Here is a 13,315-nt window from a genome sequence, read left to right as displayed (position 1 = left end):
CGGACTCGTCCAAGACTAACGCAGACACTCTCCGGACTCAGACTTCACTCAGTCCCGGAGCGTGCTCGGCTCGGGACCGGTTCAGACCTTTGCGGGCAGAGTTGTCGGCTTGAATCCGGGACGCTTGGTCTCGAACTCGGCGATGTCGGCTTCCTTGGCCAGGGTCAGGCTGATGTCATCGAACCCTTCGAGCAGGCGCCACCGCGTGTAGTCGTCGATCTGGAACGAGACGGTGATCGAGTCGCAGGTCACGGTCTTCTCGTTGAGGTCGACGGTGATCGGGGTGCCCGGATGGTTCTCGAGGATCTTCCAGATGAGCTCGATGTCGTCCTGCTCGAGCTGAGCGGCCAGCAGACCCTCCTTGCCCGAGTTGCCGCGGAAGATGTCTCCGAAGCGGGAGGAGAGGACGACGCGGAAGCCGTAGTCCTTGAGCGCCCAAACCGCGTGCTCGCGCGAGGAGCCTGTGCCGAAGTCGGGTCCGGCCACGAGGACCGACCCCTGGGCGAAGTCCGGGTCGTTGAGGACGAACTCGTCGTTCGTCCGCCACCGGTAGAACAGTGCATCTTCGAACCCTGTGCGGGTGACCCGCTTGAGGAACTTCGCGGGGATGATCTGGTCGGTGTCGATATTCGACCGGCGCAGCGGAACGCCGATTCCGGTATGTGTGCTGAAAGCTTCCATCAGGCCGTCTCCTTACGCGTTCGCCGAGGTGGGGGTGGGTGTCAGTGGCAACGTGGCCCGTTCTTCCGGCCAGGGAGCCGGCGCCGCGTCACGCGGGAGATCCTTGACGTCGCCGGGCGAGGACAGGGTTCCGCGCACCGCCGTGGCCGCGGCCACGAGCGGGGACACCAGGTGGGTGCGACCGCCCTTGCCCTGCCGTCCCTCGAAGTTGCGGTTCGAGGTCGAGGCGCAGCGTTCGCCGTCGGCCAGCTGGTCCGGGTTCATGCCCAGGCACATCGAGCAGCCGGCGAAGCGCCACTCTCCGCCGAAGTCCTTGAAGATGGCGTCGAGGCCCTCGGCCTCGGCCTGCAGGCGGACCTTCGCGGAGCCGGGAACGACCATGAAGCGGACGTTCTCTGCTTTCTTCCGACCTTGGACCACCTCGGCGGCGGCCCGCAGATCCTCGATGCGGGAGTTCGTGCAGGAACCGAGGAAGACGGTATCCACTTCGATCTCGCGCAGCGGTGTGCCCGGTGTCAGACCCATGTAGGCCAGGGCGTTGGCGGCCGAAGCCTTGTCGTTCTCGTCGGCGAAGTCGTCGGGCGAGGGCACGGAGGCCGACAGCGGCAGTCCCTGGCCCGGGTTGGTCCCCCAGGTGACGAACGGCTCGATGTCTTCCGCCTTGAGCACGACCTCACGGTCGAAGGTGGCGTCCTCGTCGGTGTAGAGGGTCTTCCAGTATTCGACGGCGGCGTCCCAGTCTTCGCCTTCGGGCGCGTGCGGGCGACCCTTGACATACTCGAAGGTCGTCTCGTCGGGGGCGACCATGCCGGCGCGGGCACCGGCTTCGATCGACATGTTGCAGATGGTCATGCGGGCTTCCATCGACAGCTGACGGATAGCCGAGCCGCGGTATTCGAGGACGTAGCCCTGTCCGCCGCCGGTGCCGATCTTCGCGATGATGGCGAGGATGATGTCCTTCGCGCTCGAGCCCTCCGGCAGGTCACCGTCGACGGTGATCGACATCGTCTTGAACGCTTTGAGGCTCAGCGTCTGAGTGGCGAGCACGTGCTCGACCTCTGAGGTGCCGATGCCCAGTGCGAGTGCCCCGAAGGCGCCGTGGGTCGAAGTGTGCGAGTCGCCGCAGACCACGGTGGTGCCCGGCTGAGTCAGGCCCAGCTGCGGACCGACGACGTGGACGATGCCCTGATCAGCGTCGCCGAGGCTGTGCAGCCGGATCCCGAATTCCTCGGTGTTCTTGCGCAGAGTTTCAATCTGCGTGCGCGAGGTGGGTTCGGCGATCGGCTTGTCGATGTCCCAGGTCGGAGTGTTGTGGTCCTCCGTGGCGATCGTCAGGTCGGGGCGGCGCACAGGGCGCCCGGCAAGTCGGAGTCCGTCGAATGCCTGCGGACTCGTGACCTCGTGGACGAGGTGGAGGTCGATGTAGATGAGGTCGGGGGCACCGTCTTCACCCAGGGATACGACGTGATCGGCCCAGACCTTCTCGGCCAAAGTGCGTGGCATGATTCCTCCCGCCGGTACAGGGGTTTCCTGTCCTTGCTGTACTGCTCGACGACCGGTGTTCGGGCGTCTGTGACAATCGAAGTGCGCACTGAACGAGCGCGTATTGGAAATTTACTCGCCCGTATCGCATTTCGAACTTGCATCTCGCCCACTGAGACACGCACAATAGAGTCTATGACAAGCAATGGTAGCGGCGTCGGGGTCATCGACAAGGCCGCAATGGTTCTCTCCGCGCTCGAGGCCGGACCAGCCTCACTCGCCGAACTGGTCTCACTGACCGGACTAGCTCGCCCCACTGCGCACCGCCTGGCCGTCGCGCTCGAATTCCATCGTATCGTCGGCCGCGATCTGCAGGGTCGCTTCGTCCTCGGGCCCCGCCTCGCCGAGCTGTCATCGGCAGCCGGTGAGGACCGCCTGCTCGCCGCCGCAGGACCGGTTCTTGGTCAACTGCGCGACCAGACCGGTGAGTCCGCTCAGCTCTTCCGCCGCCAGGGCGACCTGCGCCTGTGCGTGGCCGCCGCCGAACGCCCCGTCGGTCTGCGCGACTCGGTGCCGATCGGTGCCACCTTGAGCATGCGCGCCGGATCCGCCGCCCAGGTCCTCTTGGCTTGGGAGGAGCCCGACCGTCTGCACACCGGACTGCGCGGTGCCCGTTTCTCCGCGACCATGCTCTCCGGAGTCCGCCGCCGAGGCTGGGCCCAGTCGATCGCCGAACGTGAACGCGGTGTCGCCTCGGTGTCGGCCCCCGTCCGCGGGCCGAGCAATCGCGTCGTGGCCGCTGTGTCGATTTCCGGCCCTGTTGACCGTCTCACCCGCCAGCCGGGTCGGCTGCATGCGAAGTCGGTCATCGACGCCGCCCGCACTCTGACCGAGGCGCTCATCCGGGGCTGAGGCGTGCACATCGCCTTTTCTCGTCCGACTTCTCCGTTCACCTGCGTAGGATGACTCCATGATCGCTGCACAGAGACGCAATGTGATCGTCGAGACGATCGAACGCGACGGCGCAGTCTCCATCTCCGCGCTCTCAGAGCTGCTGGACACGTCCGCAGTCACGATTCGCCGCGACCTCGACCAGCTTGCCGACGAGGGGCGGCTGACCCGCACCCACGGCGGTGCCGTGGCATATTCGAGCGCCCGCGAGTCAAGCTATGCCGAGAAGCTCGAACAGGCGCTGCCGGAGAAATCAGCGATTGCGCGCGCGGCCGCCAAGCACGTGCGCAACGGCGATGTCGTCGCCCTCGGCCCGGGCACCACGACGGAGCTTCTGGCCAAGGAGCTCGCGGGGCGATCGGGGCTGAGGGTCGTCACCAACTCCCTCCTCGTCGCCGAGGCGATGGTCTCCTCCCCCGACATCGAAGTCATCGTCGTCGGAGGGATCCTGCGGCATTCGATCCGCGCGTTCGTCGGCGGCAGCACCGTCTCCCAGCTCCTCGGACTGAGAGCGGACACCGTCTTCCTCTCAGGCAATGGACTGGCTGCGGACTTCGGCCTCTCCACTCCCGCTTTCCCTGTGGCCGACACAGACCGAGCGATGGCCGCCGGCGCTGAGCGGGTCATGGCGCTCGTCGACCACACGAAGGTCGGACTGCGCTCCTCCGTGCTCACGGTGCCCACCGACGAGATCCATCACCTCATCACCGATTCGGCCAGCGACGAGTCCGAGCTGACGGCACTGCGCACGGCCGGGGTCGACGTCGAGGTCATCTCAGCCTGAACGTCGGGCCCTACGTTCGGCCCTCCGCACGGCCCTACGTTCGGCCCTCCGCACGGTCCTCCGCTCGGCCCTGAACGAATTCTGCTTACGATCCAATGACGATCGAGTGTCACACAAATCCACGTGCCGTCGGCGTGTCGCGCCCTGTGCCCGCACGATCACAGAGATCCCTCGAGGATCGATCATAAACGATCAAAACTTTTCAGGTTCGTTCACCGGCGATCAGCCGAATCGTCCTCTAGAGTGTCCGTTTGAGGTGGCTTTCATCACAAGGAGCCGTTCACCGAAGACGTTGGAGGAACCGTGGAAGACATCCGTCTGGACGCGCAGTGGATCGACTATCTGCTCATCGCGATCTACTTCATTTTCGTCCTCGGAATCGGCTGGTTCGCCAAGCGCGGCATCTCCTCGAGCATCGAGTTCCTCCTCTCCGGCCGCAGCCTTCCGGCCTGGGTGACGGCCCTGGCCTTCGTCTCGGCGAACCTCGGTGCCGTGGAGATCATGGGCATGTCGGCCACTGGCGCCCAATACGGTATGCCGACGATGCACTATTTCTGGATCGGCGCCGTTCCGGCAATGCTCTTCCTCGGCGTCGTCATGATGCCCTTCTACTACGGCTCGAAGGTCCGGTCGGTTCCGGAGTTCATGCGACGGCGCTTCGGCACTGGTGCCCACCTCGTCAATGCGCTGTCATTCGCCGTGGCGCAGATCCTCATCGCCGGCGTCAACCTCTTCCTCCTCGGTACGATCGTCAATCGCCTCCTCGGCTGGCCGCTCTGGGTCGCCCTGGTCGCTGCTGCGGCTATCGTCCTGTCCTACATCACGCTCGGCGGGCTCACTGCCGCGATCTACAACGAGGTGCTTCAGTTCTTCGTCATCGTCGCAGCCCTGCTTCCGCTGACGATCATCGGCCTCAACCGCGTAGGCGGCTGGGACGGGCTGGTGGAGAAAGTGAGCAACGACGGAATGCTCGGCGCCGAGCAGCTGAGCAGCTGAGCAGCTGGCCAGGCGAACAGCTCTCCGGGTTCTCCAACCCTGTCCTCTCAGTGGTCGGAATCGTCTTCGGACTCGGCTTCGTGCTCTCCTTCGGCTATTGGACGACGAACTTCGTCGAGGTCCAACGGGCCATGGCGTCCAAGAGCATCAACGCTGCACGCCTGACTCCGATCCTCGGCGCCTTCCCGAAAATGCTCATCCCATTCATCGTGATCATCCCCGGCATGATCTCTGCGGTCCTTGTGACTCAGATGACGCAGTTCAAACAAATCTCGAACTCCGCGGGCGAAGCTGCCGCCCAGGCGCAGACGGGCGTGACCTACAACGATGCACTCCTGCTGCTCATGCGTGAGGTACTGCCCAACGGACTCCTCGGCATCGCAATCGCCGGCCTGTTCGCCGCGTTCATGGCCGGAATGGCCGCCAACATCTCCGCCTTCAACACGGTCTTCAGCTATGACCTGTGGCAGCAGTACGTGGTCAAGGACCGCGAGGACAGCTACTACCTCAAGGTCGGACGCTACGCGACTATCGGCGCCTGTGTAGTTGCGATCTTCACCGCCCTCATCGCCGGCAACTTCTCCAACCTCACGGACTACCTGCAGACGCTGTTCGGCTTCTTCAATGCACCGCTGTTCGCCACGTTCATCCTCGGCATGTTCTGGAAGCGCATGAGCCCGACTGCGGGCTGGGCCGGCTTGGCTGGCGGCACCCTTTCGGCCGTCGCAGTCTTCGTCCTCAGCGAGATCGGGGTCTTCGATCTGCCCGGGCAGGGCGCGGCGTTCCTCGCCGCCAGCACGGCCTTCATCGTCGACATCATTCTCTCGGTGATCGTCACCTTCAGGACCGCACCGAAACCCGACCACGAACTACGAGGACTTGTCTATTCGGAGACGCCTAAGGCCGACTTCGAAGACCCGAACGAAACGAAGCCACCGATCTGGAAGCGCCCGGTGCCCATCGCCGGTCTCGCCCTGATCCTCGTCATCATCCTCAACGTGACCTTCGGGTAAGAGAGCAAGTGAGAACAATGAGCAAATCGAACGAATTGACCAAGACTGCGGGTGCATTCGACATCCGCAACGTCATCGGAGTGCTGCTGGGGATCTTCGGGATCATCCTCGTGATCGTCGGTCTTGTCGGCTACAGCGCCGATGAGGCGGAGCAGACTGGAGGAATCGATGCCAACCTCTGGACCGGAATCGGTCTTGTCCTCGCCGCGATCATCTTCCTCGTCTGGGCCTGGCTGCGCCCGATCCACATCATCGACAATGAGACGGGCGAGGGTCATGAGATGGGCGAGGGACCCGGCGGAACCAGCGAGACCCGCGACTAGGGCATCTACTTTCCAGGGCTCCTGTGTCAGACACGGCGGCGCGTTCCACCGTCACTCTATTCTGCCGGCACCGTCCCGGCGGTGCGTACCGCCGTCACTCGATTCTGCCGGCACCGTCCCCGGCACTGACATCGAAGATATCGGGCGCGCGGTATCCGTGTTCGGCGAATGCGGCGCGGACCGAGTCGCCGACCTTGTCGAGATTCGCAGCGTCGACGAGCGCGATAGCCGATCCTCCGAAACCGCCGCCGATCATCCGAGCCCCGATCGCTCCTGCCGACATCGCCGCTGCGACGGCAACGTCGAGTTCCTCGCACGAGACCTCGTAGTCACCGGCGAGGGAATCGTGGGAGGCAAGCAGGAGCCCTCCGATCTCGCGGATTCGGTTGCTCTTCTCGTCGTGTCGCTCCAGGAGCTCGACGGTGGCCCGGACCCGGGCATTCTCGCTGAAGACGTGCCGCACCCGCTTCCTCTGCACCAGCGTGAGGCCTCCGAGGTCGACGGCGTCATCAAGCTCGCGCAGACTCTCAGCACCCAGCACTCCGGCGGCCTCCTCACAGCTGCGCCGCCGGTCTCCATACCCGCTCTCACTGTGAGAGTGGGACACTCGGGTGTCGATGACGAGCAGCTTAAGAGCCTCAGCCTCGAGATCGAAAGGGATCTGTCGAGTCGAGAGATCTCGGCAGTCGAGGAAGAGCGCGTGTCCGGCCTCGGTCATGATTGAGGCGGCCTGATCGACGATCCCTGTGGGAGCACCGACGAAGTCGTTCTCGGCGCGCTGGGTGAGCAGCACCTTCTCACGGTCGTCGAGGCCGAGGCCGAAAACCTCGTCAAGGGCGATGAGAACCGCGACTTCGAGCGCGTGGGAGGACGAGAGTCCGGCACCCACGGGCACAGTCGATTCGACATAGAGGTCGATGCCGCCGAGTACCGTGCCTGTTGTCCTGGCGATCTCGTCGACGACACCGGCAGGATGACTGAGCCATCCTCGGAGGGTGCCGGGCACAAGTTCCTCAGCCGTGAACTGGCCGGCAAGGCGCTCACCCGAGGCATCCCGGTGATCGGAGACGATCCTGATGCTCTCCTCGCACCGAGGTGGTGCCGCGGTTCCGCCCGTGGAGCTCTCGTGTCCACCCGTGTGGTTCTCGTGTCCGTCCAAATGGTTCTCGTGTCCGTTCGAGCATCCCTGGGGACGGCGGCCGATGGCCACGTGGACGGCCCTGTCGATGGCGATAGGCAGGACCAACCCGTTGTTGTAGTCGGTGTGTTCACCGATGAGATTGACGCGTCCGGGAGCTCGGAAGCAACCCAACGGCACGTATCCGAAGAGCGCCTCGAACTCACGGTTCAGGCTCTGACCCGTCGGCGCGGGAGCCGCGCTCATCGGGCACCGTCTTCGTGCACTGTCGACACTGCGCGCAGACGCGCAGCCGTCTCCTCGGCGGAGACGTCACCGACGAAGGCCCCCATGGCCGCTTCTGATCCGGCGAGGAACTTCAGTTTGTCTTCGGCGCGCCTGGGACTGGTGATCTCCAGGTGCATCCATTCGGCCGATCGGTCCGCACAGTTCACCGGTGCCTGGTGCCAGGCGGCGATGTAGGGAGTGGGACTCGGGTAGAGCCCGTCGATTCGTCGCAGCACTTCCGGGTAGATGCGGGCCAGGTCGTCGCGTTCGGCCTCGTCAAGCTCATCGATGCCGAGCACCTGCCGATGTGGGACGATGTGGACTTCGATCGGCCACCGCGCGGCATAGGGCACGAAGGCGGAGAAGTGTGCTGATTCGAGGACCATCCGCTCGCCTGAGGTGCGTTCGAAGGAGAGGATGTCGCCCATCAATGGCCTGCCCGTCTCACGTCGGTGCGCCACCGCACGAGCCGAGGTGACCATGGTGTGCGGAGTGACATAGGGGTAAGCATAGATCTGGCCATGGGGGTGATTCATCGTCACGCCGATCTCCTCACCGCGATTCTCGAACACGAAGACCTGTTCGATGCCAGGAAGTTCAGACAACTCCGCAGTTCTGTTCGCCCAGGCATCGATGACCGTACGTGCCCGACGCGTGTCGAGATCAGCGAAGGAGCCATTGTGTTCGGAGGAGAAGACGACGACTTCGCAACGCCCATGTGCCGGCGCCGTCAGTGCGGACTCAGCGGCCGCCTCGGCGAAGGCAGGCCCTGGATCGGCGGGCACCGAACCCTGCTTCGGTCCCAGCGATGGGAATCGATTCTCGAAGACGACGACCTCGTAGTCCTCCGCGGGGACCTCGGTGGGTCGCTCCGGCGTCGAGGGGCACAGCGGGCATTCGGCGGCAGCGGGCAGATGCGTCCGCGACTGACGGTGCGTGGCCACAGCCACCCACTCGCCGGTGAGCAGGTCGAAGCGCAGCTGCCCACCGACAGGACGCTGCTCAGCGGGTCGAGGATCCTCGGCGATCGTCTGCACGGGCGAATCCGCGTCCTGGAAGAACAGGATCTCCCTGCCGTCGGCGAGCACTCTCCGCTGGATCCGTGTGCTCATCACGCGTCCGCAATCGCGGCGGCGCGGCTGTGGAATCGAGGGCAACGACACCGACTCATCAAACCTCCAAAAACGATCATTTTCGATCATAATGCTAACATCAGATGGGTTTTGGTCACAGGTTGCGCGTAGAATTCTGCTGAGGCGGATTCACCGCACACCGATCCCGCAGGAGCAGCATGGCCGCCAACATCCGACTCACCCTCGGCGAGGACACAGCGGTCGTCTCCCCCACCGGGGCGGCACTCATGGAATACACGGTCGGTGATCGCCCCGTAGTCGTCTCCATGAACGCCTTCGACGGAGCCGTGTTGGCACCGTGGCCCAACCGAATCGCCGATGGCCGCTTCGAGTTCAACGGGCACCGACATCAGCTGCCCATCACCGAACCTGCTCGGAACACTGCTCTGCACGGCCTGGTGGCACAGACTGACTGGCAAGTCACCGCGAGCGACGATTCCTCCGTTTCACTGAACACGACCATCCCCAGTTCTGAGGGGTATCCCTTCGAACTGATTCTCGACGCGAAGTACAGTCTCAGCGACGACGGAATCATAGTCCGCGCACGGGCGCAGAACCCCGGGTCACACTCCGTTCCATTCGGTTTCGGATTCCACCCCTGGTTCCATCCGGGCTCTGCAGAGATCGACCAGTCACAGCTGAGCCTGCCTGCCGAAACCTGGTTCGAGACCGACGAGCGGCTGATCCCTGTCGAAGAGAAGACCTTCGACACCGGCTCCCTCATTCCCACTGACCATGAGCACGACGAAACTCCGTGCATCGTGTGCAAGGACTTCCGTTCACTGCGGACGGTCGCGTCAACTGTCCTCGACGATGCGTTCGGATCTCCACAGCGCGGCGCGGACGGCTGGTCTCGGGCACGGCTGAAGGGGGCGGACGGACGAACCATCCAGGTTGGCATGGACGAGCACTTCCGAACATGGCAAGTCTGCACCGGAGACGAACTCCCCGGGGAGCGTCGACGTCGCGCCATCGCCATCGAACCGATGACATGTGCGCCGAATGCCTTCGCCACTGGCGCGGACTTTGACGTCATCGATCCGCACGACGAGCTCAGCGTCGAATGGACCATCGGCCTGCACTGATCCGTCTGAACTCAACCACTGCCGACCATGACGAACTCAACCACTGCCGACCATGACGTCCGACCATGAAGTCCGACTGTTACGTCCGACTGTGAGTGCTCAGCGACAGCACTGTTTGCCCTGATAGGTTGCGACTACTGGTTCTCAATTCGCATGGAGGATGGATATGTCGACACCACAGAACCCGAATTTCGATTCGGACGCAGAGAACAACCAGAACACCACTCCCGATCAGGGCATCTCAGGCGATCATCTCGCCGCCGAGGAACAGCACGTCTCCCCCGACTTCGATGCCCCCGATGAGCACATTCACCCAGATTCGCCGCAGGCTCAGGACCAGTCGGGGCTGGGCGATTCGGGGTTGGGCGATTCAGGGCTTGGAGCTTCCGGGCAGGGCGATCAAGGCCAAGGCGATACACGCCGATTCGACTCCGACCAGTCGTATGCCGGATCCGCCCAATACGGGCAGGGTGCCCAGTTCAGCCAGCCTGAACAGACTGCACAATATGATCAGGGCAGCCAGCAGGGATACGCGCAGAACCATCAGTCCGGTCAGTACGACCAGAACCAGGCATACTCGCAGTATCCGCAGGGCGACTTCGCCGGTTCACAGAATCCTCAGGCCGCCTACGCCGGTTCACAGAACCCCCAGGCCGGTTACGCCGGTTCACAGAACCCCCAGACCGGTTACGGCCAGCCCGCGGCCTACAACCAGCAGGGACACTACGGTCAGCCGGGCCAGCAGGGACACTACGGTCAGCCGGGCCAGCACGCAGGTGCTCCTCAGCCCGGCACACACCAGGGCAGCGGCTTCTTCAAATCGCTGTTTGACTTCCGGTTCGACAATTTCATTGCGATTCGCTGGGCCGGTTTCATCTACATCATCGTCATCGTCGTGGCAGGCCTGTCCTGGCTGGCCACCATCGTCGCCAGCATTGCCGCAGGCGCCGCTGCGGGTGCCGCCAACAGTTACATGGTAGGCGGACCGAGCTTCAGCCCGTGGCCGCTGATCCTGGCGATCATCTTCGGGTGGATCGTACCCGCACTGTGGGTGATCTTCGTCCGCCTGGCTCTCGAGCTCATTGTGTCGAGCGTCAAGACCGCCGAGAACACGAAGAGGATTGCGGACTCCATCAACCGCTGACGCGGACAGCCAGCGTTGCGGGATATAAACCAGCCTTGCTCCCCTCGGATGAGGCAAAGATTGAGGGCACTGGTATGAACCAGCGCACAGACGTGGAACACACTGCAACATAGGAAGCCGCTGATCAGCAGGAGAGGGTCCGCACACCCAAGCATCAGAAGGTCTCAATTTGGAGTTCTTGAGGACTTGCTCATCCGTCAAGCAATAGGTGAGTGCTGTTGTAGCAGCATCGAGTGCCTATGCAGTATACGCAGCTCAACAAATCTGCCTACCGGTATGGCGCAATCGTTGACAGATCTGTCTAGCTCAGCACCGCCTTGACTCTAGGAATTCCCACCCGGAAGCAATACGGAGTCTTGGCGGGTGCGTCGCGGTTGCAATCAATGTCGCGACCCGCGGCTTGCGGTACGGTGGACTCGATCTTTAAGTTCTCGGAATCAAGAACTTTGACTAAAGCCTGGCCCTCGGTGCAGACGACCGCATCATCAGGTCGCTCCTCGGCTAGTTCTGTCGGGGAAACTGGCGCCGATTGCACTGATTGATCATCAATCGCGGACGCGGGACCCACTCCAGTGAGCGCGATGGCGCAGGCAAGAGGAACTGCGCACAGCGCCCTGGCCTTGGAGCTCAGTAGTTTCATCGTCAAGCCCTTAATTCTCATATCAAAATATCGCTCATCGTGAGGAGAGGCTTTGAGACTACTGAGTCACGAGTCAGCTCCACATCGCACGAAAGCATGAAACTCAGTCCCCCACGCCACACTGGCCCGTATGGTCCCTGGCACCGTGAACGAACCCTCCGAGCATGATCGGATGATCCTCGACCTGGAGAAGACTGCGCACACCTCTGCAGCCCGTGACGCGTTGTGCCGACGCATCGACCTTCCACCAGAGAAGTACGCCGTCGTACTGGAGGGGTTGGTCGACACGGATGCCGCTTACAGGTGTAGCCCGGATGTTGTAGAGCGGGTCAGTCAGGTACGTGCGGAACAGTTCGCGTTTGAGCGACAGCAGGGGCGGTAGAAGAACTGCAATGCATGGTGACTCTGAGGCCGCATAGAAGAAGGGATCTCGATCTGTTGAATCGGAATCCCCATGCTTCTACGATCGGGCACTGCACGGCCCCCTACTGCGAGGGCTAGCTGAATTATGCGTTCGCCCCAGCCGTCCTATGAAGTGTTGCCTAGATGTTTGCGCTTATCCAGGTAGTAAGCGACGGTTTCCCAGACAGCGAACACCAAGACTCCGACGATCAGTAGGAGCAACGGGAGAGGCAACACGAATTGTGTCCCAGCCCCGCCAAGCGCCCATAGCACCGCAGCTGCGAGGGCCACGATTCCGGAGTTTATGAGGAACCATTTGACTCGCCGTGCCTTGATTTCTGACACAGTCGGATCCGCGGTCAGTTCGTCACTTACACGCATTTGATCTCCTTCAGCGCTCCGTCGGCGGTACCTGTGACTCTAAGTGTCTTTCCACCTTTGCAAATTCCATCGTCCTCGAGGAACGACGCGATAGAGCTAAGCGCGGTCGTACCAAGGAATTTCGTGAGGAGCTTCCCTTTCAGGAAGACGCCGAGTGCTGAGAAAGCGGCTTTACCGACCTTCTTGATCTTCTTCTGATCCGACTGATTGAAGTAAATTATCGGCTCGCCCTTGCTGTTCATCTTGCCACTCAGTTGAGGCGATAGCCCGGACTGTGGCTTCGGGACTGTAATCGAAATGCCTTCACCGAGGTCGAACTCAGTCGCGGCTTGGCCGTCGATTTTGACGTCCTTCGAGGGGAGGTCTGATGCCTTGAGTTCGTCGTAGAACTCTTGATGACTCGTCGGTTTAGTATCAATGCTCACGGAGTTGTTTGCGCCCGAGTCTGTTGGCGTTGCTGAGGCCGCACCGCCCGCGCCGAGGGTGAGAGAGAGTGCTAGTGCGGCAGCGACACCAACGTTCGTTGCTTTAAGGATCCTCATTGACCTGTCACCTTCTTTTTGACCTGTCACCTTCTTTAGGGGATATGACGCCAGTCACGCTATCGATAGTCTTTCGTCTCTGCAACCGATCTTTCCGGCAATGTCAGATGTTGCAAAAGCGCAATCTTTCTGGGTTGACTGCTCGATCCGCTAGGACGCGACGAAGAGTGGCGGCTACTTGCACTCAAATTGTGGTAACTATCGCAGTTGTGTAACAGAAATGATGATGCGCTGCCGGGCTTCGAGCCTGATCAGCCCTTCTCCCGCAGTCTATTCCCCGGGCGCTTGCGGTTGAAGTCGACTACTCCCGGCCCAGCCTCCCCGACGACACGAAGCCCCAGCGGCATCACGGC

Annotated in this window: 11 protein-coding genes and 1 pseudogene; 7 read left to right on the top strand and 5 right to left on the bottom strand. The window is 62.5% G+C overall.

Annotated elements, in window-relative coordinates; all coding sequences use genetic code 11:
• Positions 1–81: 81 nt before the first annotated feature.
• A complete protein-coding gene (gene leuD / locus MPN20_RS03965; RefSeq protein ID WP_242779756.1) occupies positions 82–681 on the bottom strand; it encodes a 3-isopropylmalate dehydratase small subunit in 600 nt (199 codons plus the stop codon).
• Between the two features lie 12 nt (positions 682–693).
• A complete protein-coding gene (leuC, locus tag MPN20_RS03960) occupies positions 694–2,184 on the bottom strand; it encodes a 3-isopropylmalate dehydratase large subunit (RefSeq protein WP_242779754.1) in 1,491 nt (496 codons plus the stop codon).
• A gap of 174 nt (positions 2,185–2,358) precedes the next feature.
• Between leuC and MPN20_RS03955 the strand changes: the two genes are divergently transcribed.
• The 4 genes and pseudogenes from MPN20_RS03955 (at position 2,359) to MPN20_RS03940 (ending at position 6,230) form a co-directional block, all read left to right on the top strand.
• Positions 2,359–3,075 carry an IclR family transcriptional regulator gene (locus tag MPN20_RS03955; RefSeq protein WP_167950660.1) on the top strand — a complete coding sequence of 239 codons (717 nt, stop codon included), beginning with the start codon at positions 2,359–2,361 and terminating at the stop codon, positions 3,073–3,075.
• Between the two features lie 58 nt (positions 3,076–3,133).
• A complete protein-coding gene (locus tag MPN20_RS03950; protein ID WP_242779752.1) occupies positions 3,134–3,898 on the top strand; it encodes a DeoR/GlpR family DNA-binding transcription regulator in 765 nt (254 codons plus the stop codon).
• 303 nt (positions 3,899–4,201) lie between these two features.
• A pseudogene (locus MPN20_RS03945) lies at positions 4,202–5,907 on the top strand (sodium:solute symporter family protein).
• A 17-nt stretch (positions 5,908–5,924) separates the two neighbouring features.
• Positions 5,925–6,230, top strand: a complete 306-nt coding sequence (locus tag MPN20_RS03940) for a hypothetical protein (protein ID WP_242779750.1) — start codon at positions 5,925–5,927, stop codon at positions 6,228–6,230.
• A gap of 94 nt (positions 6,231–6,324) precedes the next feature.
• Here the strand turns inward: MPN20_RS03940 and MPN20_RS03935 are convergent, their stop codons facing one another.
• Both MPN20_RS03935 and galT read right to left on the bottom strand, forming a co-directional pair.
• Entirely contained in the window at positions 6,325–7,614 is a 1,290-nt protein-coding gene (locus MPN20_RS03935; protein ID WP_242779748.1) for a galactokinase family protein, read from the bottom strand.
• Positions 7,611–8,747, bottom strand: a complete 1,137-nt coding sequence (galT, locus tag MPN20_RS03930) for a galactose-1-phosphate uridylyltransferase (protein WP_242779746.1) — start codon at positions 8,745–8,747, stop codon at positions 7,611–7,613. Before galT ends, MPN20_RS03935 begins: the two co-directional genes overlap by 4 nt.
• A gap of 179 nt (positions 8,748–8,926) precedes the next feature.
• On the opposite strand from galT, the gene MPN20_RS03925 reads away from it, so the two are divergent.
• The 3 genes from MPN20_RS03925 to MPN20_RS03915 all read left to right on the top strand — a co-directional run bounded on the left by MPN20_RS03925 (position 8,927) and on the right by MPN20_RS03915 (position 12,019).
• Positions 8,927–9,853, top strand: coding sequence for an aldose 1-epimerase family protein (locus tag MPN20_RS03925; RefSeq protein ID WP_242779744.1), 927 nt, complete (start codon positions 8,927–8,929; stop codon positions 9,851–9,853).
• A gap of 166 nt (positions 9,854–10,019) precedes the next feature.
• On the top strand, positions 10,020–10,997 hold the full coding sequence (locus MPN20_RS03920) for a DUF4282 domain-containing protein (RefSeq protein ID WP_242779742.1): 978 nt from the start codon (positions 10,020–10,022) through the stop codon (positions 10,995–10,997).
• 770 nt (positions 10,998–11,767) lie between these two features.
• A complete protein-coding gene (locus tag MPN20_RS03915; RefSeq protein WP_278189637.1) occupies positions 11,768–12,019 on the top strand; it encodes a DUF3263 domain-containing protein in 252 nt (83 codons plus the stop codon).
• A 391-nt stretch (positions 12,020–12,410) separates the two neighbouring features.
• Here the strand turns inward: MPN20_RS03915 and MPN20_RS03910 are convergent, their stop codons facing one another.
• Positions 12,411–12,962, bottom strand: coding sequence for a hypothetical protein (locus MPN20_RS03910; RefSeq protein ID WP_242779739.1), 552 nt, complete (start codon positions 12,960–12,962; stop codon positions 12,411–12,413).
• Positions 12,963–13,315 lie beyond the last annotated feature (353 nt).

This window comes from Brevibacterium sp. ZH18, assembly GCF_022748595.1.
In the GTDB taxonomy this organism is placed as follows: Bacteria; Actinomycetota; Actinomycetes; order Actinomycetales; family Brevibacteriaceae; genus Brevibacterium.
The sequence above is the reverse complement of the archived record's forward strand: the minus strand, read 5'-3'. Positions and strand labels throughout refer to the sequence as shown.

Coding starts and splice junctions, on each gene's coding strand:
- leuD (WP_242779756.1), bottom strand. CDS start 681: ATGGAAGCTTTCAGCACACATACCGGAATCGGCGTTCCGCTGCGCCGG.
- leuC (WP_242779754.1), bottom strand. CDS start 2,184: ATGCCACGCACTTTGGCCGAGAAGGTCTGGGCCGATCACGTCGTATCC.
- MPN20_RS03955 (WP_167950660.1), top strand. CDS start 2,359: ATGACAAGCAATGGTAGCGGCGTCGGGGTCATCGACAAGGCCGCAATG.
- MPN20_RS03950 (WP_242779752.1), top strand. CDS start 3,134: ATGATCGCTGCACAGAGACGCAATGTGATCGTCGAGACGATCGAACGC.
- MPN20_RS03940 (WP_242779750.1), top strand. CDS start 5,925: ATGAGCAAATCGAACGAATTGACCAAGACTGCGGGTGCATTCGACATC.
- MPN20_RS03935 (WP_242779748.1), bottom strand. CDS start 7,614: ATGAGCGCGGCTCCCGCGCCGACGGGTCAGAGCCTGAACCGTGAGTTC.
- galT (WP_242779746.1), bottom strand. CDS start 8,747: ATGAGCACACGGATCCAGCGGAGAGTGCTCGCCGACGGCAGGGAGATC.
- MPN20_RS03925 (WP_242779744.1), top strand. CDS start 8,927: ATGGCCGCCAACATCCGACTCACCCTCGGCGAGGACACAGCGGTCGTC.
- MPN20_RS03920 (WP_242779742.1), top strand. CDS start 10,020: ATGTCGACACCACAGAACCCGAATTTCGATTCGGACGCAGAGAACAAC.
- MPN20_RS03915 (WP_278189637.1), top strand. CDS start 11,768: ATGGTCCCTGGCACCGTGAACGAACCCTCCGAGCATGATCGGATGATC.
- MPN20_RS03910 (WP_242779739.1), bottom strand. CDS start 12,962: ATGAGGATCCTTAAAGCAACGAACGTTGGTGTCGCTGCCGCACTAGCA.